This window comes from Micrococcus sp. EYE_212, from assembly GCF_023147585.1.
Taxonomy (GTDB): domain Bacteria; phylum Actinomycetota; class Actinomycetes; order Actinomycetales; family Micrococcaceae; genus Micrococcus.
Genome location: NZ_JAHXOZ010000003.1, coordinates 1 through 22512 on the forward strand (window position 1 = coordinate 1; position 22512 = coordinate 22512).

Here is a 22512-nt window from a genome sequence, read left to right on the forward strand (position 1 = left end):
CTTCACGCATTTTCGTGAGACCCCCATCGCGGCGGCGATGTGGGCTTGAGCCCATCCGGCTTGGTGGCGTTGGACGATGAGTCGACGACCGTGAACGGTCAGGCGGGCGCTACCGTGGGACATGAGAACCTCTGGGTTTGTGATGTGGGCCTTAGACAAGCCACATCCCACCCGGAGGTTCTCCTTTGTTCAAGCTCCCTCGTGCCACCAACGTCCTGACCGGGTACACCTAGGCTGGCGGCATGACCACGAACCAGGACAGCGCCCACCACGGGGAGTACAAGGTGATCGGCGGCAAGCTGGTGGCCGCAGACCTCACCCTCCACGACGGCCGCATCGCCACGGCCAGCATCAACGGCGACTTCTTCCTCGAGCCCGACGAGGCGCTCGAGGACCTCAACGCGGCCGTGGCCGGGCTCTCGGCCGACGTGGAGCACCGCGCCATCCGGGCGGCGGTGGAGCAGGGCCTGCGGCCCGAGGCCGAGCTGTTCGGCGTCGACGCCTTCGCGATCGCCTCCGCGGTGCGCCGCGCCCTCGGCAAGTCGACCACGTGGGAGGACCACCAGTGGGAGATCATCCCGCCGGAGCCGCTGCCGATCGCGCTGACGGTCGCCCTCGACGAGGTCCTCACCCGCCAGGTGGCCGAGGGACGGCGGAACCCGACCATGCGGCTGTGGCAGTGGAATGAGCCCGCCGTCGTGATCGGGGCCTTCCAGTCGCTCGCCAACGAGGTCGACCCGGAGGGCGTGGAGCGGCACGCGATCAACGTGGTGCGGCGGATCTCCGGCGGCGGCGCGATGTTCATGGAGGCGGACAACTGCGTCACGTACTCGCTGCACGTGCCGCAGTCCCTCGTGGACGGCCTCGAGACCGCTGAGACCTACCCGTTCCTCGACGAGTGGACCATGGACGCGCTCGGCCGCCTCGGCGTGGAGGCGTTCTACCAGCCGCTCAACGACATCGCCACGCCCCAGGGAAAGATCGGCGGGGCCGCCCAGAAGCGCGTGGGGGAGTCCGGCCTCCTGCACCACGTCACCATGAGCTACGACATCGACGCGGTCAAGATGCTCGAGGTCCTGCGGATCGGCCGCGAGAAGCTGCGCGGCAAGGGCGTCGCCTCGGCGAAGAAGCGGGTGGACCCGCTGCGCCGTCAGACCGGCGTCCCCCGCGTTGAGATCTGGGAGACCATGATGGCCACCTTCGAGGAGCGGTACGGGGCGCGGCGCGTCGACCTCGACGCCGAGACCCGCGCCGAGGCCGAGGAGCTGGCCCGCACGAAGTTCGCCACGCCGGAGTGGACCGCCCGCGTCCCGTGACCGGGCGGCTCACCCCTGCGCAGCCCGCCTACCCCTCGAGGTCGTGCTGGGCCGCCTGCACCCGCAGGGACCGGCGCAGCGCGTCCGTGTGCTCCACGACGAGGCGGCGCAGGGCGCCCGGGGCGTCCGGGTGGCCGTCGATCCAGCGCTGGGCGGCGGCGAGCGTGGGGTGGCGCTCCTGGTCCTCGGCACCGCCCGGCACCGCGTGCTGGTGCCCCGGGAACAGCCCGCCGATCGCGCGGCTGGCCAGCCCGTTCGACCGGCTCGCCCACACCAGCTCCAGCCGCGGCCAGAACCCGTCCTCGTGGGCGGCGAGCAGCTCCACGGAGCCCGCGGCGAAGCCGGCGGCCGTGGCGGAGAGCAGGTCGTTGGACAGCTCGACGCCGTCGGCGGTGCGCCCGGCCATGACGGCCTCCCACGCTGCGGCCTTCACGCCGGGCTCGGGGCGCGCGGCGAGGGCGAGGCGGTGCCACGTGACCGTCTGCGCGGTGCGCTTCGCCTCGAGCTCGGCGTCCAGGCGGGCCGCATCGGCCTGGCCGGTCGCGGCGAGGGCCTGGAGCACGAGCCAGCGCACCTCGGCGTCCACGGCGAGCCCGGGGGCCGCCGTGCCGGGCGAGACCAGCAGGGCCTCGGCCAGAGAGCCCGCCAGCGCCGCGTCGGCGCGCGCCACGAGCGCCCACGTGCGGGCCGCCGTGCGCTGGCGGTCGGAGCCGGCCTCGAGCGTGCGGGTCTGCTCGGCCAGCTCGGTGCCGAGCCGCGAGCGCAGGGCGGCGCGGTCCTCGGCCCGGGCGTACTGGGACACCGCGGCGGCGGCCTGGGCGAGCACCTGGGTGTGGACGCCGACGGTCTCGATCCCGGCGGAGAGCTGCCCCACCGCGGTCACGAAGCGCTCCACGGGCAGCGCGCCGTCGCGCGTCATCGACCACAGGGCTGCCCACACGGTGGCCTCGGCCAGCGGATCCGCGATCGGGTGAGCGAGCACCGCCTCGAGCGAGGCGTCGTCCACCTCCACGGCCGCGTACGTGAGGTCCTCGTCGTTGGGCAGCACGAGCCGGACGCCCTCCGGCACCTCGAGCCCGGCCAGCGGCACCGCGGCGCCCTCGGCACCGCCCGGCACGTCGACGGTGGCCTGGCCGGTGCGCACGAGCACACCGTCCTCGTCGGGCGTGAACACGCCCACCTTCACCACGTGGGGGCGCAGCACCTGGCGGCCCGTGACGGGATCCCGGCCCTCCTGGTGCAGGAGGACGGCGCCGTCGTCCCCCGCCTCCACCCGCAGGCGCGGCACGCCCGAGGTGTGCAGCCACGCGTCCGCCCACGCGCCCATGTCCCGCCCCGAGGCGGCCTCGAGGGCCGCCATGAAGTCGGCGAGCTCCGCGTTGCCCCACGCGTGGGCGCGGAAGTAGCGGCGTGCGGCGTCGAGGAACGCGTCCCGGCCGACGAACGCCACGAGCTGCTTGAGCACCGAGGCGCCCTTGGCGTACGTGATGCCGTCGAAGTTCTGCCGCGCGGCCTCGAGGTCCACGATGTCCGCGACGATCGGGTGTGTGGTCGGCAGCTGGTCCTGCACGTAGGCCCACGCCTTGCGGCGCGAGGCGAAGGTGACCCACGCGTCGGAGAACTCCGTGGCCTCCGCGGCGCCGAGCGAGCCCATGAAGTCCGCGAACGACTCCTTGAGCCACAGGTCGTCCCACCAGCGCATCGTCACGAGGTCGCCGAACCACATGTGCGCCATCTCGTGGAGGATCACGGTGGCCCTGCCCTCGTACTGCACGGCGGTGGCCCGCGAGGTGAACACGAAGTCCTCCGTGAAGGTCACCAGCCCCGGGTTCTCCATGGCTCCGAGGTTGTACTCGGGCACGAACGCCTGGTCGTACTTGCCCCACTCGTAGGGCACGCCGAAGAGCCCGTGGAAGAAGTCCAGCCCGCGCTTCGTCACCGCGAACACGGCCTCCGGGTCGAACGCGTCGGCCATCGTCTGCCGCGTGAACAGGCGCAGCGGCACGGGCGCGGCACCGGTGGCCGCATCGCCGTCCCAGCGGTCCTCCCAGCTCGCGTAGGGGCCGGCCAGCAGCGTCGTGATGTAGGTGGACTGGGCGAGCGTGGGCTCGAAGTCCACGCGCACGACGCCGTCGCCTGCCTCCGTGCGCGACGCCTCGGGCCGGTTGGAGGCCAGCACCCAGTCGGCCGGGCCGGTGAGGGCGAAGGTGAAGGCGCCCTTGAGGTCCGGCTGCTCGAAGTCCGGGAAGACGCGGCGCGCGTCCGCGGGCTCGTACTGCGTGTAGAGGTACACCTGGCCGTCGGCCGGGTCCGCGAAGCGGTGCAGCCCCTCGCCCGAGCGCGAGTAGCGCGAGGCGCCCTTCAGGACCACGTCGTTCTCGGCCGCCAGGCCGGGCAGCAGGACGCGGGCCTCGCCGACCACCTCGGCGAGGTCCAGGGCTGCGCCGTTGAGCTCCACCGCATCCACCCCGGCGTGGATCCAGTCCAGGTGCGTGCTCGCGCCGGGCTCCGCGCACGCGAAGCGGATCCGCGCCTCCACCGGGTAGGTGTCCTGCTCGAGGTCGCGGGCGGCCGAGAGGTCCACGTGGACGTCGTACGCGCTCACGGTGAGCAGCCGGGAGCGCTCGAAGGCCTCGGCACGGGTCACGTTGGTCTGGTCGAGGTCGGGCGCGGGCACGACGTCGGGCACGGGTGTTCTCCGGTCTGTGGGGTGGGAGCGGGCGGGGGAGCGAGACGGGGGACCGGTGCGGGTCAGCGCGGCGCCGGCACGGACTGGCCCTTCGAGAGCACGGTCAGGCCCGAGTCCGTCACGGTGTAGCCGTTGGCCTCGTCCTCCGCTCGGTCGAAGCCGATGCGCGCGCCGGGCGGGACCACCACGTTCTTGTCGAGGATGGCGTTGCGGACGTGGGCGCCCTCCCCCACGACGACGGAGTCCAGGAGCACGGACTGCTCGACCCACGCCTCGTTCGCGACGCGGACGTCCGTGGACAGCACGGACTGGGCCACCGTGCCGCCCGAGACGACGACGCCCTGCGAGAGGATCGAGTCGTTCGCGCTGCCGGGGCGGCGCGAGGCCGAGCGCACCAGCTTCGCCGGCGGGGAGACGGACTGCCGCGTGTACAGCGGCCACTCGCGGTTGTAGAGGTTGAACTCCGGCCACGGCTGCACGAGGTCCATGTGCGCGTCGTAGTAGGAGTCCAGCGTGCCCACGTCCCGCCAGTAGTGCTTGCCGGGGGTGCCGCCGGGGACCTCGTTGGCGGTGAAGTCGTAGACGCCGGCCTCGCCGCGGTCCACGAAGTAGGGGACGATGTCCCCGCCCATGTCGTTGTTGGAGTGCGGGTTGGCGTCGTCCGCGTTGAGCGCCTCCACGAGGGCGTCCGTGTCGAACACGTAGTTGCCCATGGAGGCCAGGAACTGGGACGGGTCGTCCGGCAGGCCCGGGGTGGTGGCGGGCTTCTCCACGAACGCCTTGATGCGCTCGGGGGAGGACGGGTCGGTCTCGATGACGCCGAACTGGTCCGCGAGGTCCAGCGGCTGGCGCACGGCGGCCACGGTGGCCTTCGCGCCGGAGGCGATGTGCTGGTCCACCATCTGCTGGAAGTCCATGTGGTAGACGTGGTCCGCGCCGATCACCACGACGATGTCCGGGCGCGCGTCAGCGATGAGGTTCATGGACTGGTAGATGGCGTTCGCCGAGCCCGTGAACCAGTCCTTGCCGCGGCGCTGCTGCGCCGGGACGGTGGCCACGTAGTTGTTGAGCATGGTGGACATGCGCCACGTCTCGGAGATGTGCCGGTCCAGCGAGTGCGACTTGTACTGCGTCAGCACCACGATCTCGCGGTAGCGCGAGTTCACCAGGTTGGAGAGCGCGAAGTCGATCAGCCGGTACGTGCCGCCGAAGGGGACGGCCGGCTTGGCCCGGTCGGCGGTGAGGGGCATGAGACGCTTGCCCTCGCCGCCCGCCAGCACCACGGACAGGACCTTCTTCTGCACCATCGGGGACCACTCCTCATTCCGGGGACGCGCCTCGTCGCCGAGCCCGCTCGGGCCCGGCCTCTGTCGGTCCCGTCAGGCTATCCGGCCCGAGGGGCGCTCGACTAGGTTGGAGGCGTGCGCATCGACATCGTGAGCAAAGAGTTCCCCCCGTCCATCTACGGCGGCGCCGGAGTCCACGTCGCGGAGCTGACGCGTGTGCTCGCGTCCCGCGCCGACCTCGTCGTCCACGCGTTCGGGGAGCCCCGCGAGCGGGACTACCACGGCGCCGCCGTGCACTCCTACCCGAATCCCCAGGGGTTCGAGGCGGAGAACGGCGCCGTCCAGACCCTGGCCACCGACCTCACCATGGTCGGCGCCTTCGAGGGCGCGGACGTGATCCACTCCCACACGTGGTACGCCAACATGGCCGGCCACCTCGGCAAGCTCATGCACGGCGTCCCGCACGTGCTCTCCGCCCACTCCCTCGAGCCCCTGCGCCCGTGGAAGGCCGAGCAGCTCGGCGGCGGCTACGCGATCTCCAGCTGGGCCGAGTCCACCGCGTACCACGGCGCCGACGCCGTCATCGCGGTCTCGGACGGCATGCGCCGGGACATCCTGGCCTGCTACCCGGACGTCGACCCCGCCAAGGTGCACACCGTGCACAACGGGATCGACACCCAGGTGTGGACCCCGCAGACCGGCACCGGCGCCCTCGAGAAGTACGGGATCGACCCGGGCAAGCCCTCGGTCGCGTTCGTCGGGCGCATCACCCGCCAGAAGGGCGTCCCGCACCTGCTGCGCGCCGCTCTGCAGCTGCCCCCGGAGGTCCAGCTCGTGCTGTGCGTCGGCGCCCCGGACACCCCGGAGCTCGCGTCGGAGGTCAACGGCCTCATCGCGCAGCTGCGCGGGCAGCGCGAGGGCGTCGTCGTGATCGAGGGCATGATCCCGCGCCACGAGGTCATGGAGATCCTCACCTCCGCCACCGTGTTCGCCTGCCCCTCCGTCTACGAGCCCCTGGGCATCGTCAACCTCGAGGCCATGGCGTGCGGCACCGCGGTCGTCGCCTCCGCCGTGGGCGGCATCCCCGAGGTCGTCGAGGACGGCGCCACCGGCCTGCTCGTGCACGTCGAGCAGGTGGCCGACGGCACCGGCACGCCGGTGGACGAGGACGGCTTCGCGGCCGACTTCGCCGCCGCCCTCACGCGCGTGCTGGAGGACCCGGAGCAGGCCCGCCGCATGGGCGAGGCCGGCCGGAGGCGCGCGGTCGAGCACTTCTCCTGGGACACCATCGCCGAGCGCACGCTCGAGGTGTACCGCTCCGTCCTCGACTGAGGCCGGCCAGCTCCGCGACGGCGCGGACAGGGCTGTGCCGCCCGGCCGAGGCGGAGCGCGCCGCCGTCCCCGAACGCCCGAGGGCCCGGAGACCCCCCTGGGGGATCTCCGGGCCCTCGGTCCGTCCGCGCCGGGCGACCGGCGCGGACGGGTGTGGGTCAGGACCGGCGCAGCCGGGAGGCCTTGGACTTGGCCTCCTTGCGCTGGCGCTCCCGGAGGACCTTCTCGTCCTCGGGGGCGGTGCCGGAGGCGCGCAGCTGCTCGAAGTAGCGGTGGGCCTCCTCCTGGCGCTCGGCCTCGACGTCGGTGGCGACCTCCATGCGCAGGTGCTTCTGCTCGAGGCCGTAGGCCTCCACGAGCTCCAGCGCGAAGGGGCGCAGGCGCTCGGCCAGGCGGTTGACGTAGCCGCGCAGGGCGCGGGCGCGCTGGCTGGAGACGCGGCCATGGGCCACGAACCAGCCCAGGTCGTCCTCGATGAGGCGCAGCGCGAAGAGGTCGCGCAGCCAGGTGAGCACGGTGGCGGTGGCCTCGTCCTCGATCGCGTCCACGGCCCGGGTGAACGCCTCCCACTGGAGGAGCTCGGCGTGGTTGCGCGCCGCCTCGACCAGCTCGTGCTGGCGCGTGTTGAACGCCTCGGCCTGGGCCTGCTGGCCCTTGCCTCGGGCGCCCGAGAGGGTGCCCGCGATGTCCGCCGTCTTGGCGCGCACGCGGTCCTCGAGCAGCTCCCGCTGGACCGCGGGATCCTTGAACCAGTTCGCGGAGCGGCGCTCGGAGCCCGCGTCCGCCACGGTCTGGACCACCTTGGGCAGGCCGGTGCGGTGCAGGGCGTCGGAGGCCTGGAGGACCACGTAGCGGGACACGGCGCCGACCTCGAGGCGGCCGAACTCCTTGGAGTAGTCGGTCAGGAGGCGCTTGCCGACGAGCTGGAGCAGGACGGTGTTGTCGCCCTCGAAGGTGACGTAGACGTCCAGGTCGGCGCGCAGCTGGGTGACGCGGTTCTTGGCCATGAACCCGGTGCCGCCGCAGGCCTCGCGGGCCTCCTGGAGGGTGTCCAGGGCGTTCCAGGTGGTCAGGGGCTTGACGGCGGCCGCGAGGGTCTCCAGCTCCTGGCGGTCCACGTCGGTGTCCGCGCGGCCCGAGAACACGTCGTCGAACTTGACGGCGAGCTCGTTGGAGGAGAACGCGTCCGCGTAGGCGCGGGCCAGGCGGTCGATGAGGCGGCGCTGATGGTTCTGGTAGTCCAGCAGCACCTCCTCGCGCTCCGGGCTGGAGGCGTTGAACTGGCGGCGCTGTTCGCCGTAGGCGATGGCGCCGTGCAGGCCGAGGAAGGAGGCCGTCGTCGCGGCGATGGACAGGGACACGCGGCCCTGCACGAGGGTGCCGAGCATGGTGAAGAAGCGGCGCCCGGGGGAGTCGATCGGCGAGGTGTAGGTGCCGTCCTCGGCGACGTCGCCGTAGCGGTTCAGCAGGTTCGTGCGGGGCACCCGGACGTGGGTGAAGTGCAGGCGGCCGTTGTCGATGCCGTTGAGGCCGCCCTTGAGGCCGTCGTCCTCGCCGCCGACGCCGGGCAGGAACGCCCCGGACTCGTCGCGGATCGGCACGTAGAAGCAGTGCACGCCGTGGTTGACGCCCTGGGTGATGAGCTGGGCGAAGACCGTGGCGGCCTTGCCGTGCAGGGCGGCGTTGCCGAGGTAGTCCTTCCACGCGCCCTTGAACGGCGTGTGGATGACGAACTCCTGGGTGGCCTCGTCGTAGGTGGCCGTGGTGGCGATCGAGGCGACGTCGGAGCCGTGGCCGATCTCCGTCATGGCGAAGGCGCCGGGGATGGACAGGTCCATCGCGCCCGGCAGCCACCGGCGGTGGTGATCGGCGGTGCCGAGGTGGAGGATCGCGGAGCTGAAGAGGCCCCACTGCACGCCGGCCTTGATCTGGAGCGAGGGGTCGGCCACCACGAGGTCGCCGAACGCGGAGATGTTGCCGCCGTGGTTGTCGTCGCCGCCGAACTCGGCCGGGAAGGCGCGGTGGACGGCGCGGCTGTCCACGAGGATGCCGAGCTGGCCGAACACGCGCTGGCGGTGCTCGTCCATGCCCAGCAGCGGGTCGCGGTGCAGGGCCGGGTCCTTGGCGAGTTCGCGGGACTCACGGCGCTCCGCGGCCCAGCGGCCCAGGAGCGCCTCCTGGATCACGGCCGAGTCGAGGGACCCCGGGCGCGGGTGCTCGGGGGCGATCTCGGCGACGTCGTGGGGCAGGTCGGTGGGGGACGGGGGGACGTCGGTGACGGCGTCGAGGCTGTGGTCGCGGGTGGTGGTCATCGGACCGCTCCTTCGTGGGCGTGGATCGGGACGGGGGATGTCGGGGCGCCGAGCAGGCCGTGGAGCAGCCAGCCGGTGATGGAGGCCGCCAGCTCGGCGGCGTCGGGGCGCGCGTCCTCGGGGGAGCGCAGCCAGGTCTCGGCCGTGGCCCGCACCAGTCCGACGGCGGCGCGCGGCCACAGGCCGAGGGGGGAGCCGACGGGCGGGACGCCGTCCGCCCCGAGGTGCTGGGCGAGCCCCTCCGCGAGGAGGGCGTGGACGCGGTCGAAGAAGGCGTCCAGGACGCCCGCCGCGGCGCCGGAGGAGTCCGGGGCGGACACGGCGAAGGCGTAGACGTTCGGGGACGTGGCGGCCACACTGAGGTAGACCTCGACCATCCGATGCAGGGTGGCGGCGGCGTCGGAGTGGTCGACCGCCGCCTCGAGCAGTCGCCGCTCCATGTGGGCGGTCACCCGCTCGGCGACGGCGACGCGCAGGCCGGCGCGGTCGCCGAAGTACCGGTAGTAGACCGACTTGGAGGTGCCGGCGTGCGTGGCGATGTCCTCCATGGAGGCCTCGGGCCCCAGCTCGTGGACCGCGGCCCGCGCGGCGCGGAGCAGCTCGCGGCGGCGGTCCAGCCGGTGCTGGTCCCACCGGGAGCTGCGACCGTCGCGGAGGACGGGGGGAGGCGTGAGTGACTTCACAGGACGGACTGTATCAGGTACCGTTCGTCTCAGTCACCCCGATCCCGGCCGCGCCGCTCCACCATCACCCCAGTTCCATCGACACCACCAGCGCCCGGATCACCCCCCGACCTCTCGCCGCGCACCCCGCGGGTGAGGCCACACCGTCCAGGAGGACCCCGACGTGACCACCCCCCCGAACACCCCCACCGCCCGCCCCGCCGTCGCGGGCGGCACCCTGCGCCCCGCCGTCGTCGTGGGCGGCAACCGCATCCCCTTCGCCCGCGCCAACACGGCCTACGCCACAGCCTCCAACCAGGAGATGCTCACCGCCGCGCTCGACGGCCTCGTGGCCCGCTTCGGCCTGCAGGGCGAGCGCATCGGCCAGGTCTCCGCTGGCGCCGTGCTCAAGCACCCCAAGAACTTCAACCTCACCCGCGAGTCCGTTCTCGGCTCCGCTCTGGCGTCCGACACCCCGGCCGCAGACATCCAGGTCGCCTGCGCCACCGGCATGGAGGCCCTGGGCACCCTCGCCTCCAAGATCCGCCTCGGTCAGATCGAGTCGGCCATCGGCGGCGGCGTGGACTCCATCTCCGACTCGCCCGTGAGCGTCTCCGACGGCGCCCGCCGCGTGCTGATGCAGCTCAACGCCGCGAAGACCCTGAAGGACCGCCTCAAGGCCGTCTCCCAGCTGCGCCCCAACCAGCTCGTCCCCGAGCCGGCCGGCGCCAGCGAGCCCCGCACCGGCATGTCCATGGGCGAGCACCAGGCCCTCACCACCCACCAGTGGGGCATCACCCGCGAGGCGCAGGACGAGCTGGCCGTGGCCAGCCACCGCAACCTCGCCGCCGCGTACGACTCCGGCTTCATGGACGACCTCGTGACCCCGTTCCGCGGCCTGACCCGCGACAACAACCTCCGCCCGGACTCCTCCATGGAGAAGCTGGCCAAGCTCAAGCCCGCCTTCGGCCGCCAGCTCGGCGACGAGGCGACCATGACCGCCGCCAACTCCACGCCCCTCACCGACGGCGCCTCCGCGGTGCTGCTCGCCTCCGAGGACTGGGCCGCCGAGCGCGGCCTGCCCATGCTCGCCGAGTTCGTGGACGCCGAGAACGGTGCCGTGGACTTCGTGGACGGCAAGGAGGGCCTGCTCATGGCCCCCGCGTACGCCGTGCCCCGCCTCCTGGCCCGCCACGGCCTGACCCTGGACGACCTGGACTTCATCGAGATCCACGAGGCCTTCGCCGGCACCGTGCTCGCCACGATGAAGGCCTGGGAGAGCGAGGAGTTCGGGCGCGAGCGCCTCGGCCTCGACGGCGCCTTCGGCACCGTGGACCGCTCCAAGCTCAACGTGCACGGCTCCTCGCTGGCCGCCGGCCACCCGTTCGCCGCCACCGGCGGCCGCATCGTGGCCCTGCTGGCCAAGGCGCTGCACCAGAAGGGCGAGGGCTCCCTCGGCCTCATCTCCGTGTGCGCCGCCGGCGGCCAGGGCATCGTCGCCCTCCTGCGCGGCCGCTGAGCCACCCGGCACCACCCGCAGCACCCGCCCCGCCGTCGGCCCGTCCGACGGCGGGGCGCCGGTCCCCGCCGCACCGACCCCGCCGCACTCCAGCACACCCCTGACCTGAGAGGTCCCCCCGTGAACGACCCGTACGGCTCCTTCGTCTCCTCCGCCCTGGGCAAGCGCGTCACCGGCGCCCTGGGCCTGCCCCAGCCCGTCGAGCTGCGCCGGTACGAGCCCGGCCAGCCGCTGATCACCGGCACCGTCCTGGTGCTCGGCGCCACCCCCGCCGCCGACGCGGCCCGCGGGCTGCTCACCGCCGCCGGCGTCCAGGTCGTCTCCGAGCGCGCCGAGGGCGCCCGCCTGGCCGGTGTCGTCGCGTGCTTCGACGGGGTGCGTGCCCCGTCCGAGCTCTCCGCCGTGGCCCTCGAGCTCGGCCCCGCCCTGCGCCAGTTCGGCTCCAGCGCCCGCGTGGTCACCGTGTTCGAGGATCCGGAGGACCCCTCCGTGGCCGCCGACCCCGCGGCGCGCGCCGCCCGCCAGGGCGTGGTGGGCCTGACCCGCTCGCTCGGCAAGGAGATGCGCCGCGGCGGCACCGCCAACGGCCTCATCCTGGGCTCCGGCGTCCCGCTCACCGCCCCCGGCGCGGCCGGCGCCCTGCGCTTCCTGCTCTCGGGCCGCTCCGCGTTCGTCTCCGGCCAGTTCCTGCCCGTCACCACCGCGGACGGCTCGACCCCCGCGGACCTGGCCCGCCCGCTCGAGGGCAAGGTCGCAGTCGTCACCGGTGCCGCCCGCGGCATCGGCGCGGCGATCATCGCCACCCTGGCCCGCGACGGCGCCCGCGTGGTGGGCGTGGACGTGCCCGCCGCCGGGGACGCCCTGGCCGGTGTAGTCAACAAGCTCGGGGGCACCGCCCTCGCGCTGGACATCACCGCCCCCGACGCCGGCGCCCGGATCCTCGAGCACTGCCGCACCCGCCACGGGCGCATGGACATCGTGGTGCACAACGCGGGCATCACGCGGGACAAGCTGCTCGCCAACATGGACGCGGCGCGCTGGGACTCGGTCCTCGCCGTGAACACGTCCTCGCAGCTGGCCATGAACGCGGCCTTCCTCGCCGAGGACGCCCGCGACGTCGCGGGCGAGGGCCTGCGCATCGTCGGCCTGGCTTCCACCTCCGGCATCGCCGGCAACCGCGGCCAGACCAACTACGCGGCGTCCAAGGCGGGCGTCATGGGCCTCACGTCGGCCACCGCGCCGATGCTGGCCGAGCGCGGGGGCACGATCAACGCCGTCGCCCCGGGCTTCATCGAGACCGAGATGACCGCCAAGATCCCGCTCGCGACCCGCGAGCTGGGCCGCCGCCTCAACTCGCTGCAGCAGGGCGGCCGTCCCCAGGACGTCGCCGAGGCCATCGCCTACCTCGTCTCGGACGGGGCCGGCGGCACCAACGGCGCCACCCTGCGGGTGTGCGGCCAGGCGATCATGGGGGCCTGAGCATGGAGACCCGGACGCTCACGCAGGCCCCCGCCCTCGGCTCCCTGTACGCCCGCGCCGCGGCGCAGGCCGCGCAGGACGCCCTCACCCGCCGACGCCGGCCGACGACCCTGCCCGAGCGCCGCATCGAGGTGGAGGGCCTGACGATCGACCCCGCCGTCGTCGGCCGCTGGCGCGAGGTGGTGGGCCCCGCGGACCCGACGCACCTGCCCTCCGTACTCGTGCACACCCAGGTGTTCGGGACGGCGATGGCGCTCATGGCCGCCCCTGACTTCCCGCTGCCCCTGCCGGGCATGGTCCACCTCTCCAACTCGGTCCAGCACCACCGGCCCGTCCCCGCGGGCAAGCCGCTGACGGTCGCGGCCGAGGCCCTGGGCCTCGTGCCCCACCACGCGGGCACCGCCGTGGACGTCGCGGTGCGCGTGGAGCGCGCGGCGGGCGCCGGCGCGGAGGCCGCGCTGCTGTGGGAGGGCTCCTCCCGGTACCTGGCCAAGGGCGTGTGGCTGACGGGCGAACGCCCCGAGCGGCCCGAGCGCGAGGAGTTCGTCCCCGCGGCCCCCACCGCGCAGTGGACGTTCGGGGCGGGGGCCGGCCGCGCCTACGCGGGCGTCTCGGGGGACTGGAACCCCATCCACCTCTCCGGGCCGAGCGCGACGCTGTTCGGCATGAAGGGTGCGATCGCCCACGGCATGCTCCTCGCCGCGCGCATGCTGGACGGCCGGGAGCCCGCCGAGGCCGGCGTCGGCTGGGACATCGAGTTCGAGGCGCCCGTGGTGCTGCCCGCCCGCGTGGCCGTCCGGTACGAGCGCGACCCCGCGGTCACGCAGGTGACGGGCTGGGACGCCACGCGTGGACGCCGCCACTTCCGGGGCGGGATCCGGCCCCTCACCTGAGGGGAGGACCGACGACGGCGGCCCGGGGGCGTGATGCTCCCGGGCCGCCGTCGTCGTCAAGGCAGCGGGATCAGCCCTCCGCGGCCGCCGCGGCGTCCAGGAGGCCGTCCGCGTACGCGTCCCAGGAGTGGCTCTGCGCGTGGCGCACGGCCGCGGTGGACATCGCGGCCCACGCGCCGCGGTCCCCGAGGATCCCCTCGAGCGCGTCCGCCCACGCCTCCGCGGTGTTCGGGGCCACGAGCCGGCCGGTCCGCCCGTCCTGCACCGCGTGGACGAGCCCGCCCACGCGGTGGGCCAGCACCGGGGTGCCGCACGCCTGCGCCTCGAGGGCCACGAGGCCGTAGGTCTCCGAACGGCTCGGCATCGCGACGACGTCCGCCGCGCGGAGCTGCTCGGCCAGCGCGGGCGCGGGCACCGGATCGGACACGGTGACGAGGTCCGCGACGTCGTGCCGGCGGGCCAGGGCGGCGAGGTCCAGGCCCTCTCCGCCGGAGGCGGCCCCGTTGAGGTGCAGCCGGATCCCGGGATCCGCACCGGCGCCGCCGCGCCGGCCCCGCAGGATGGCGAGGGCCTCGACGAGGATCTGCGGGCCCTTGTGCGCCTGCACGCGCCCCGCGAAGAGCACGCGCAGGGGAGCGGCCGCGTCGGCGCCGGCCGTGGCCCCGGACGACCCGGGCCAGCAGGACGCTCCCTCGGGCGTGAACGTCGCGGTGTCCACAGCGGGGGAGAGGACGCGCGTGCGCCGGCGGTCCACGCCGAGGACCTCACGCAGGTCGGCGGCCTCGGCGGGGGAGTTCACCACGAGGAGGTCGGCCTCCTCCACCACGCGCGCCTCGGCGGCGATCCGTTCGGCGGGCTCCTCGTGGCCCTCGTCCTGCAGCATCTTCACGGCCGCGGTGGTGTGCATGGTCTGCAGGTGAGGGGCATCCATCTCCTGCGCCAGGGCGTGGGCCGTGGGCGCGGAGAGCCAGTAGTGCCCGTGGACGAACCGCACGCGCTCGGCCTCCGCGAGCCCCTCGGCCTCGCGTGCTCCCCGCAGCCAGGCCAGCGCGGCCGCGGTGAACGCGTCCGTGTGCGCGGCGAGCTCGGCCTTGTCCAGGGGTCGGGCGGGGCCGGCGGCCAGCTCGACCACGAGGACGTCCGGTGTCGGTCCGCCCGCGGGCAGACGCGTGATCCGTGCGCCGCCGTCCACCGGCTCCTCCGCGCGGGTGAACAGGAGCATCCGCATCCCCTGCCGCGCGAGCGCGAGGGCGGCCTGCCGCACGTACACGTTCATGCCGCCGGCGTCCCCGCGGCCCGGCTGGGCCAGCGGCGAGGTGTGGTAGGCCACGCCGATCCCCACGGGCACAGAGGCCGTGAGCTCACGGTCCACCGCGTCGAAGAGGCGGGCCACCGACGGCAGGCCGGGCAGGTCCTCCGCGTGGAGCATCGCGCCCTCGGCGTCCCCGAGCGGCACGGTCCAGTTCGGGTACTGGTCCTGCATGGTCCCCGGCTGGTTCTGGATGCGGCGCTCCCCGACGGCGTCCACGAGGGCCACGCTCTGCAGCGCCGACGGCGCCTGGGCGAGCAGCCGGTGCAGGGCGATGACCTGGGCCTGCCGCTCGCCCACGCCCGGGACCTCCTCGAGGAGGCCGCGGTCTCGTGCGGCCCGGAGGAATGCCTCCACCTCGGCGGCCGAGCGCTCCCGCTCCGCGGCCACGTCCCCCGTGAACAGGCCGAGCTCCTCGCGCAGGTCCAGGTGGACGCCCTCGAGGTAGCCGGCGGTCGGGGGGAGGTCGTGGGTGTTCACGGCGGCCAGGCACAGGCGCCGGTAGCGCTCCGGGGGGACCGGCACGCCGTCCTCCTGCTCGAACCAGAGGATGTTCGTGCCGAGCACGCCCGCCTCCGCGAGGCGCTTCTGCACCCACGGCTCGAACGTGCCGAGGTCCTCGCCGATCACCACGGCGCCGGCCCGCTGCGCCTCGAGGGTGAGGACGGCGAGCATGGCCTCGTGGTCGTACTCCACGTACGCGCCCTGCGTGGGGCCGGCGCCCTCCGGCACCCACCACAGGCGGAAGAGGCCGAGCACGTGGTCGATCCGCACGCCGCCGGCGTGGGCCATCACGGTGCGGAGCATGTCCCGGAACGCGGCGTAGCCGGTCTCGGCGAGCCGCCGGGGGTGCCACGGGTGCTGGGACCAGTCCTGGCCCAGCTGGTTGAAGACCTCCGGCGGGGCGCCCACGGACATCCCGGGCACGAGCACGTCCCCGAGCATCCACGCGTCCGCCGAGCCGCGCGTGGCGCCCACGGCCAGGTCCACCATCACGCCCATGCGCATGCCCGCGCCGAGCGCGCGGCGCTGGACGGCGGCCAGCTGCTCGTCCGCGATCCACTGGACCCAGCGGTGCAGGTCCAGCTCGTCCGCGTGCGTGCTGCGGAACGCGGCGGCGCGCTCGCCCTCCGGAGTCCAGTCGGCGTCCTGCGGGTCCGGGCCGGTCACGTCCGAGAGGCGCAGGGCGGACCAGAGGGCGAAGTCGTCCAGCCCCGCCCCCATCCGCGCGCGGAACGCGGCGAACGCCGCCTCCCGCTCGGCGGTGCGGGGCACGGAGTGCACGCGGCGCAGGGCGGGCCACAGGACCTCGGCGACGGCGGAACGATCGATGCGCCCCGTCTCCTCCAGTCGCTCCTGGACCCGACGGCCGGCGGCGCGCAGCTGCTCCTGCTCCGCGGCGGGCAGCCCGGCGAACTCCGGGATGTCCACCACGCGGATCAGCAGCGCGGTGAGGAAGCGGCGGGAGACGGGGGAGTAGGGGGAGTCCGCGGGCGTGGTGCCGGGGTCGACCGCGTGCAGCGGATGCAGGAGCAGGAAGTCGGCGCCGTGCTCGGCGGCCGTCTCCGCCACGGATGCGGCGTCCTCGATGTCCCCGATGCCCCACGAGTGCTCCGAGGTCACGGAGTAGCCCTGGGCGGCCACGCCCCAGCCGCGCCGGGCCAGGAAGGGTGCGGCCGTGGTGAGGCGGTCCGGCGCGCAGACGAGGGTGGCCTCGGCGTGGTGGCCGGTGGCGCTGTCGAGCTCGAGGCGATGCCAGCCGAGGGGCAGGTCTGCGGGGACCTCCACGTGGCACCGCACGAGGTCCACGCCGTCCACGCGGCGGGGCTCGCCCAGCGGCCGGGTGACGGCGACGGGCACGGGCGCGCCCGCCTCCGTGACGACTCGGGCGCTCAGCCCCTCGACCACCGAGACGTGGGCGGGCACGGAGAGCCGGTGCCCCGCCCGCGTGACCACGGTGGGAGGCAGGACGTCCCGCCACGGTGCGAGCTCGGCGTCGTCGAGCGCCTCGGTGAGGGCGGCGACGGCGTCCGGGCGGACCGCCACCCCGAGGGCCGCGAGCACCTTCACGAGGGCGTCGTCCGGCACGGTCTGGTCCGAGCCGTCCTGTCCCGTGTATCGCCACTGCACCCCGTGGGCGCGGGCGAGTCGGAGCAGCAGCGTGCGGGCATCGTCGGCCATCGGAACCTCCGTGTCGTCCCTGTCAGGTGAGCGACGACGGCGGCGGGCCGTCGCGCACCTTCACTGTAGGGGGAAGGAGGGACGGGATGGCACGAAGGGCCCCGGTCTGTGACCGGGGCCCTTCGTCCGATGAGCTGTGCGCGAGGGGGGACTTGAACCCCCACGTCCTTTCGAACACAGCGACCTCAACGCTGCGCGTCTACCAATTCCGCCACTCGCGCTCATCCCGATCCGCCGGAGCGGACCGTTTCCTTCGCGTTCGGCCAGTCCCGGTTTTCACCGTTCCTCGCCGAAGCAACCCGAGAAGCGTACCACACCCCCGGAGGTAGGCTCAACTCCATGGTCGATTCCCCCGCTGAGAAGCCCACCGCCCCCCGCACCGAGTCCCCCGCGGCCGACGTCGTCGAGATCTGCCGCGGCCTGATCCGCATCGACACCACCAACTGCGGCGGCAACGTGTCCGTGGGCGAGCCGGAGGCCGCCGCCTTCTGCGGGAGGCTCATGGAGCAGGCGGGGATGACCCCGCGGTTCTTCGAGTCCGCACCCGGGCGCGTCTCCGTCGTCGGGCACCTGCCGGGCTGGGACGCGGACGCCCCCGGCCTCGTGCTCCACGGCCACACCGACGTGGTGCCGGCCGAGGCCGCCGAGTGGAGCGTGGATCCCTTCGGCGCGGAGCTGAAGGACGGGATGGTCTGGGGCCGAGGCGCGGTGGACATGAAGGGGATGGACGCGATGATCCTCTCCGTCCTCCTGCACCTCGCCCGCACCGGCCGCCGCCCGCGCCGCCCGCTCACCGTCGCGTTCTTCGCGGACGAGGAGGCCGGCGGCGTGTACGGCGCGACGTGGGTGGTGGAGCACCACCCGGAGGTCTTCGCGGGGTGCACGGACGCGATCAGCGAGGTGGGGGGCTTCTCCACCGAGGTGGCCGGCACCCGCGCCTACCTCGTGCAGACCGCGGAGAAGGGCCTGATGTGGCTCAACCTGCGGTCGGCCGGCGCTCCGGGCCACGGATCCGCCCCGCACGAGGACAACGCGGTCACCCACCTGGCCGGCGCGCTCGAGCGGATCGGCCGCCACGAGTGGCCGCTGACCTACACGAAGACCACCCGTCAGCTGCTGGAGCAGGTGGCCGAGATCATGGGCGTCCCGTTCGACGAGACGGACCCCGCCCCGCAGCTCGAGGCCCTCGGCCAGGCCCGCACGTGGGTCACCGGCACGCTGCGCACCTCGTCCAACCCCACCGGCATGACCGCCGGGTACAAGCACAACGTGATCCCGTCCACGGCGACGGGCACGGTGGACGTGCGCCCCCTGCCGGGAGAGGAGGAGCAGACGCTCGCGACCCTCGCCGAGCTCGCCGGACCCCACGTGGAGTTCGAGCCGGAGCACCGGGACATCGGCCTCGAGGTCCCGTTCTCGGGCGACCTCGTGGAGCTCATGGTCGAGGCGCTGCGGCACGAGGACCCCGAGGCCGAGGTGCTGCCCTTCATGCTGGGCGGGGGCACGGACAACAAGTCGCTCTCCCGCCTGGGCATCACCGGCTACGGGTTCTCCCCGCTGCGCCTGCCCCCGGACCTCGCGTTCACCTCGCTCTTCCACGGCATCGACGAGCGCGTGCCGGTGGACGCGCTCGAGTTCGGCTGCCGCGTCCTCGCGCGCATGCTGGAGCCGTGCCCCTGACGGCGCGCCGTCCCGCGGACCGGGCCGCTCAGGCGAGGGCGAGCGTGGAGGCCACCCGGATGACGCGTCGGCGCAGCCAGTAGCGCCGGGCCCCGCCGCGGTAGTGCACCGCTCGCTGCAGCTCCCAGCGGCCGTACTCGGCGTGCTCCACGAGGCGGCGCCGCGCGTCGCCGAGGGACTCCTCGGGGGCCACGGTGAGGACGAGGTACTCCCACTTCTGGCCCTGGGCGACGGAGTCCAGGGTCGAGGACATCAGCTGCTCACGCACCCGGTCATCCTCGCAGACCGCCGCGGCCCCGCCGCGCGGGTGCGCGCACCTCTGGTCGCACCGCCCGTCCTCGGGTTACCGTTCAGCCATGAGCTCTGACGCCCGCCTGGCCCTGGAGGCCCTGACCACCGCCCTGAACGAACACCTCGTGGCCGCCCAGAACAAGCGCGGCGAGGACGACCCCACCGTGGAGGCGGCCTTCTTCGCCGTGGCGGACGCCTTCGAGAACTACGAGGACGCCCTCTACGCGGACACCGAGGAGGTCACCCCGCTGGACCTCTTCGACGACGACGAGGACGACGACCAGGACTGAGTCCTGGCGGCCCCTCACCGCCGCGAACCCCTGCACCGCCCCGGGAGACCTCCCTGGGCGGTGCAGTACAGTGACCCACCGTGACGTGGATCGAAGCAATCATTCTGGGCCTGGTGCAGGGCCTGACGGAGTTCCTGCCCATCTCCTCCTCGGCGCACATCCGCATCGTGGGGGAGTTCCTGCCCTCGGCGTCGGACCCCGGCGCGGCCTTCACCGCCATCACCCAGCTGGGCACCGAGCTGGCCGTGCTGATCTACTTCTGGAAGGACATCGTCCGGATCATCGGACGATGGTTCGGCTCGCTGACCGGCCGCGTGCCCCGCAGCGACCCGGATGCCCGCATGGGCTGGCTCATTATCCTCGGCTCGCTGCCCATCGCGATCCTCGGACTGCTCCTGGAGAGCTGGATCGACACGGAGTTCCGCTCGCTGTGGATCACCGCCACCATGCTGATCGTGTTCGGCGTGCTGCTGGCGCTGGCCGACCGCCTCGGCCGTCAGTCCACGCCCATCGAGCGGCTCACCGTCAAGGACGGCATCCTCTTCGGCTTCGCCCAGGCGCTCGCCCTCATCCCCGGCGTCTCGCGCTCGGGCGGCACCATCACCGCGGGCCTGGCCATGGGCTACACCCGCGAGGCCGCCACCCGCTACGCGTTCCTGCTGGCCGTCCCGGCCGTGTTCGCCTCCGGCCTCTACAAGCTGTTCTCCGCGCTCACGGAGCCCGGCCAGTCCGGTCCCTACGGCGGCGGGGAGACGCTGGTGGCCACCGTGATCGCGTTCGTGGTGGGCTACTCGGTGATCGCCTGGCTCATGAAGTTCATCTCCACCAACTCGTACATGCCGTTCGTGTGGTACCGCGTGGCCCTCGGCCTCGCCCTCTACGCGATGCTCGGCACCGGGCTGATCTCCGCCTGAGCCGCGCGCCCGCCCCGCGCACCCGCCCGTCGTCGCCGTCCCCGAGGAGCACCGTGAAGTCCTGGAGCACCCCCGCGCCGCCCGCCCTGCCCGCCCAGCCGGACCGACTGCGGGTCCTCGACACGGCCACGCAGGGCCTGCACCACCCCGGCAACGACGCCGGGCACGCCTCCCTGTACGTGTGCGGCATCACCCCCTACGACGCCACGCACCTGGGCCACGCCACCACCTACGTCGCCTTCGACCTGCTGCAGCGGTACTGGCGCGCGTGCGGGATCGAGGTGGCCTACACGCAGAACGTGACCGACGTGGACGATCCGCTCCTCGAGCGCGCCGCCGCCACGGGCGTCGACTGGCGGGACCTCGCCCGTGAGCAGACGGACCTGTTCCGCGCGGACATGGCCGCGCTCAACGTCCTCGCGCCGGACCACTACGTGGGCGCCACCGAGGCGATCGACCTCGTGGTCGACGGCGTGACGGCCCTGCTCGACGCCGGCGTCGCCTACCGCGTTCCCGGGGTCGACGGCGGCCCGGACGGGGACGTGTACTTCGACGTCGAGGCGGCGCAGGCCGCGGGGGGCTGGACGCTGGGCTCCGTGAGCGCGATGACGCGGGCGCAGATGGACGAGGTCTTCCCCGAGCGCGGCGGCGACCCGGCCCGTCCCGGCAAGCGCCATCCCCTCGACCCCCTGCTGTGGCGTGTGCACCGCGCGGGCGAGCCCTCGTGGGAGGCCGGCGCGCTCGGGGCCGGCCGGCCCGGCTGGCACATCGAGTGCTCCGTCATCGCGCGCGCCCACCTGCCCGCCCCGTTCACGGTCCAGGGCGGCGGCTCCGACCTGCGCTTCCCGCACCATGAGTTCTCCGCGGCCCACGCGACGGCGGCGGACGGCCAGCCCCTGGCGCACACCTACGTGCACTCGGGCATGGTGGCCCTCGACGGGCAGAAGATGTCCAAGTCCCTCGGCAACCTCGAGCTCGTCTCTCGACTGCGCGCCCGGGGGGTGGAGCCGGTCGCGATCCGCGCGGCGATCCTCTCGCAGCACTACCGCAGCGACTGGGAGTGGTCCGAGGACCTGCTCTCCGCCGCTCAGGAGCGCGTGGCCGCGTGGCGCGCCGCCCTCGACGGCCCCCACGCCGCGGCCGGGGCGGCGGTGCTGCAGGCCGCCCACGCCGCGCTGTCCGAGGACCTCGACGCGCCCGCCGCGCTCCGCGTGCTCGACGCGTGGGCGGACGGCTCCCTGCCCGGGCTCCGCGACGCCGGCGCCGCAGAGGACGCCCCCGCACCCCTCGACGTCGCCACGGTGGCCGACGCGCTCCTGGGCCTGCGCCTGCGTTGAGCCGCCGCGCTCAGCGGCCGTGTCGGCCGCGCAGGTAGCGCTCGAACTCCCGGGCGATCGCCTCGCCGGAGGCCTCCGGCAGCTCCTGGGCGTCCTGCGCCTGCTCGAGCTGGCGCACGTAGGCGGCGACGTCGGGGTCCTCGGCGGCGAGCTCGTCCACGCCGCGCTGCCACGCGTGGGCGTCGTCCTCCAGCTCGTGGGTGGACACGGTGACGTGGAGCAGGTCCTCGACGGCCTCCACGAGGCCCAGCAGCGTCTTGGGGGAGGGCGCCTGGGCCACGTAGTGCGGCACGGCGCCCCACAGCGCGAGGCTCGGCAACCCGCGGCGGGCCGCCTCGTCGCCGATCACGCCGACGATCCCCGTGGGCCCCTCATAGGTGGGCCGCTCCGCGCCGACGGCCACGCGCACGTCCACGAGCGGAGAGGTCGGGCGCGCCCGGAGCGGGCGCGTGTGGGGCACGTCCGCCAGCAGGGCGCCCAGGGTCACCACGGCGTCCACGCGCTCCCGCGCCGCCCACGCGAACAGCTCGGCCGTGAAGGCCCGCCAGCCCACGTTCGGCTCGACGCCGCTGGCCAGCAGGACGCGCACCCCGTCCGCGGGGGCCTCCTCCTCGGCCACGGGGCGCCCCGCGGCGTCGAGAGCCGCGACGTGCAGCCGGATCGCGGGCCACTCCAGGGTGCCGAGCCCGTCGGCGTCGCGCCGCACGTGGGGACGGGCCACCTGGTAGTCGTAGTACTCGCCCTCGCACACGCGTCCCAGCTCAGCGGCGTCCCACTGCTCCCGCAGCGCCTCCAGCGTGCCCGTCGCCGCCTCCCCGGCGTCGTTCCACCCCTGGAACGCCAGGAGCAGGACGGTGGGGGCGCGGCGCCCGGCCTCGAGCTCCTCCACCGTGGCGGTCAGGTGCGTGCGCAGGGCGCCGAGCGCGTCGTCCGGCTGGTCCTCGGCGGGGGCGGCGGGGGATTCGGTCATGACCGTCACCCTACGCACGGGAGCCGAGGGGGGTCACGGTTCGCCGCGCAGC

Annotated in this window: 17 protein-coding genes and 1 tRNA gene; 9 read left to right on the top strand and 9 right to left on the bottom strand. The window is 74.1% G+C overall.

The genetic code is table 11. From position 1 onward, the window contains the following. Positions 1-123, bottom strand: a 123-nt coding sequence (locus KZX60_RS02795; protein ID WP_248115683.1) for a leucine zipper domain-containing protein, incomplete at its 3' end; no start/stop codon positions are given. Positions 124-242: 119 nt separating this feature from the next. On the opposite strand from KZX60_RS02795, the gene KZX60_RS02800 reads away from it, so the two are divergent. Further along, a complete protein-coding gene (locus KZX60_RS02800) occupies positions 243-1316 on the top strand; it encodes a biotin/lipoate A/B protein ligase family protein (RefSeq protein WP_248115515.1) in 1074 nt (357 codons plus the stop codon). A 28-nt stretch (positions 1317-1344) separates the two neighbouring features. Here the strand turns inward: KZX60_RS02800 and pepN are convergent, their stop codons facing one another. Together pepN and glgC are read right to left on the bottom strand one after the other, a co-directional pair. Then, positions 1345-4005: an aminopeptidase N gene (gene pepN, locus KZX60_RS02805; RefSeq protein ID WP_248115516.1), complete on the bottom strand. Its 2661-nt coding sequence runs from the start codon at positions 4003-4005 to the stop codon at positions 1345-1347. Between the two features lie 62 nt (positions 4006-4067). Next, positions 4068-5312, bottom strand: a complete 1245-nt coding sequence (gene glgC / locus KZX60_RS02810; protein ID WP_248115517.1) for a glucose-1-phosphate adenylyltransferase — start codon at positions 5310-5312, stop codon at positions 4068-4070. Positions 5313-5426: 114 nt separating this feature from the next. On the opposite strand from glgC, the gene glgA reads away from it, so the two are divergent. Next, a complete protein-coding gene (glgA, locus tag KZX60_RS02815) occupies positions 5427-6623 on the top strand; it encodes a glycogen synthase (protein WP_248115518.1) in 1197 nt (398 codons plus the stop codon). Positions 6624-6781: 158 nt separating this feature from the next. Here glgA and KZX60_RS02820 read toward each other — a convergent pair whose 3' ends face one another. Beyond that, positions 6782-8935 carry an acyl-CoA dehydrogenase gene (locus KZX60_RS02820; RefSeq protein WP_248115519.1) on the bottom strand — a complete coding sequence of 718 codons (2154 nt, stop codon included), beginning with the start codon at positions 8933-8935 and terminating at the stop codon, positions 6782-6784. Then, positions 8932-9618 carry a TetR/AcrR family transcriptional regulator gene (locus KZX60_RS02825; protein ID WP_248115520.1) on the bottom strand — a complete coding sequence of 229 codons (687 nt, stop codon included), beginning with the start codon at positions 9616-9618 and terminating at the stop codon, positions 8932-8934. Before KZX60_RS02825 ends, KZX60_RS02820 begins: the two co-directional genes overlap by 4 nt. A 163-nt stretch (positions 9619-9781) precedes the next feature. Between KZX60_RS02825 and KZX60_RS02830 the strand changes: the two genes are divergently transcribed. The 3 genes from KZX60_RS02830 (at position 9782) to KZX60_RS02840 (ending at position 13488) form a co-directional block, all read left to right on the top strand. After that, complete coding sequence (locus KZX60_RS02830) at positions 9782-11116, top strand: acetyl-CoA C-acetyltransferase (protein WP_248115521.1); 1335 nt, start codon at positions 9782-9784, stop codon at positions 11114-11116. 120 nt (positions 11117-11236) lie between these two features. Beyond that, complete coding sequence (locus KZX60_RS02835) at positions 11237-12595, top strand: 3-oxoacyl-ACP reductase (protein WP_248115522.1); 1359 nt, start codon at positions 11237-11239, stop codon at positions 12593-12595. Positions 12596-12597: 2 nt separating this feature from the next. After that, a complete protein-coding gene (locus KZX60_RS02840) occupies positions 12598-13488 on the top strand; it encodes a MaoC/PaaZ C-terminal domain-containing protein (protein ID WP_248115523.1) in 891 nt (296 codons plus the stop codon). 70 nt (positions 13489-13558) lie between these two features. Here the strand turns inward: KZX60_RS02840 and malQ are convergent, their stop codons facing one another. Both malQ and KZX60_RS02850 read right to left on the bottom strand, forming a co-directional pair. Then, positions 13559-16978: a 4-alpha-glucanotransferase gene (malQ, locus tag KZX60_RS02845; protein ID WP_248115524.1), complete on the bottom strand. Its 3420-nt coding sequence runs from the start codon at positions 16976-16978 to the stop codon at positions 13559-13561. Between the two features lie 137 nt (positions 16979-17115). After that, positions 17116-17199, bottom strand: a tRNA-Leu gene (locus KZX60_RS02850). Between the two features lie 118 nt (positions 17200-17317). On the opposite strand from KZX60_RS02850, the gene KZX60_RS02855 reads away from it, so the two are divergent. Continuing rightward, positions 17318-18658, top strand: a complete 1341-nt coding sequence (locus KZX60_RS02855) for a M20/M25/M40 family metallo-hydrolase (RefSeq protein WP_248115525.1) — start codon at positions 17318-17320, stop codon at positions 18656-18658. Between the two features lie 28 nt (positions 18659-18686). Here the strand turns inward: KZX60_RS02855 and KZX60_RS02860 are convergent, their stop codons facing one another. After that, positions 18687-18926, bottom strand: a complete 240-nt coding sequence (locus KZX60_RS02860; RefSeq protein WP_248115526.1) for a DUF5703 family protein — start codon at positions 18924-18926, stop codon at positions 18687-18689. Positions 18927-19014: 88 nt separating this feature from the next. On the opposite strand from KZX60_RS02860, the gene KZX60_RS02865 reads away from it, so the two are divergent. The 3 genes from KZX60_RS02865 (at position 19015) to mshC (ending at position 21490) form a co-directional block, all read left to right on the top strand. After that, on the top strand, positions 19015-19239 hold the full coding sequence (locus KZX60_RS02865; protein WP_248115527.1) for a hypothetical protein: 225 nt from the start codon (positions 19015-19017) through the stop codon (positions 19237-19239). A gap of 80 nt (positions 19240-19319) precedes the next feature. After that, positions 19320-20153, top strand: coding sequence for an undecaprenyl-diphosphate phosphatase (locus KZX60_RS02870; protein WP_248115528.1), 834 nt, complete (start codon positions 19320-19322; stop codon positions 20151-20153). Positions 20154-20206: 53 nt separating this feature from the next. Beyond that, entirely contained in the window at positions 20207-21490 is a 1284-nt protein-coding gene (mshC, locus tag KZX60_RS02875) for a cysteine--1-D-myo-inosityl 2-amino-2-deoxy-alpha-D-glucopyranoside ligase (RefSeq protein ID WP_248115529.1), read from the top strand. A gap of 10 nt (positions 21491-21500) precedes the next feature. Here mshC and KZX60_RS02880 read toward each other — a convergent pair whose 3' ends face one another. Then, the gene (locus KZX60_RS02880) at positions 21501-22460 is read right to left on the bottom strand and encodes a PAC2 family protein (RefSeq protein WP_248115530.1); all 960 of its coding nucleotides are present in this window, start codon (positions 22458-22460) and stop codon (positions 21501-21503) included. Positions 22461-22512 lie beyond the last annotated feature (52 nt).

Excerpts from the sequence above, each read along its gene's own strand:
- KZX60_RS02800 (WP_248115515.1), top strand. The coding sequence starts at position 243 with ATGACCACGAACCAGGACAGCGCCCACCACGGGGAGTACAAGGTGATC.
- glgC (WP_248115517.1), bottom strand. The coding sequence starts at position 5,312 with ATGGTGCAGAAGAAGGTCCTGTCCGTGGTGCTGGCGGGCGGCGAGGGC.
- KZX60_RS02820 (WP_248115519.1), bottom strand. The coding sequence starts at position 8,935 with ATGACCACCACCCGCGACCACAGCCTCGACGCCGTCACCGACGTCCCC.
- KZX60_RS02840 (WP_248115523.1), top strand. The coding sequence starts at position 12,598 with ATGGAGACCCGGACGCTCACGCAGGCCCCCGCCCTCGGCTCCCTGTAC.
- malQ (WP_248115524.1), bottom strand. The coding sequence starts at position 16,978 with ATGGCCGACGATGCCCGCACGCTGCTGCTCCGACTCGCCCGCGCCCAC.
- KZX60_RS02855 (WP_248115525.1), top strand. The coding sequence starts at position 17,318 with ATGGTCGATTCCCCCGCTGAGAAGCCCACCGCCCCCCGCACCGAGTCC.
- KZX60_RS02865 (WP_248115527.1), top strand. The coding sequence starts at position 19,015 with ATGAGCTCTGACGCCCGCCTGGCCCTGGAGGCCCTGACCACCGCCCTG.
- KZX60_RS02880 (WP_248115530.1), bottom strand. The coding sequence starts at position 22,460 with ATGACCGAATCCCCCGCCGCCCCCGCCGAGGACCAGCCGGACGACGCG.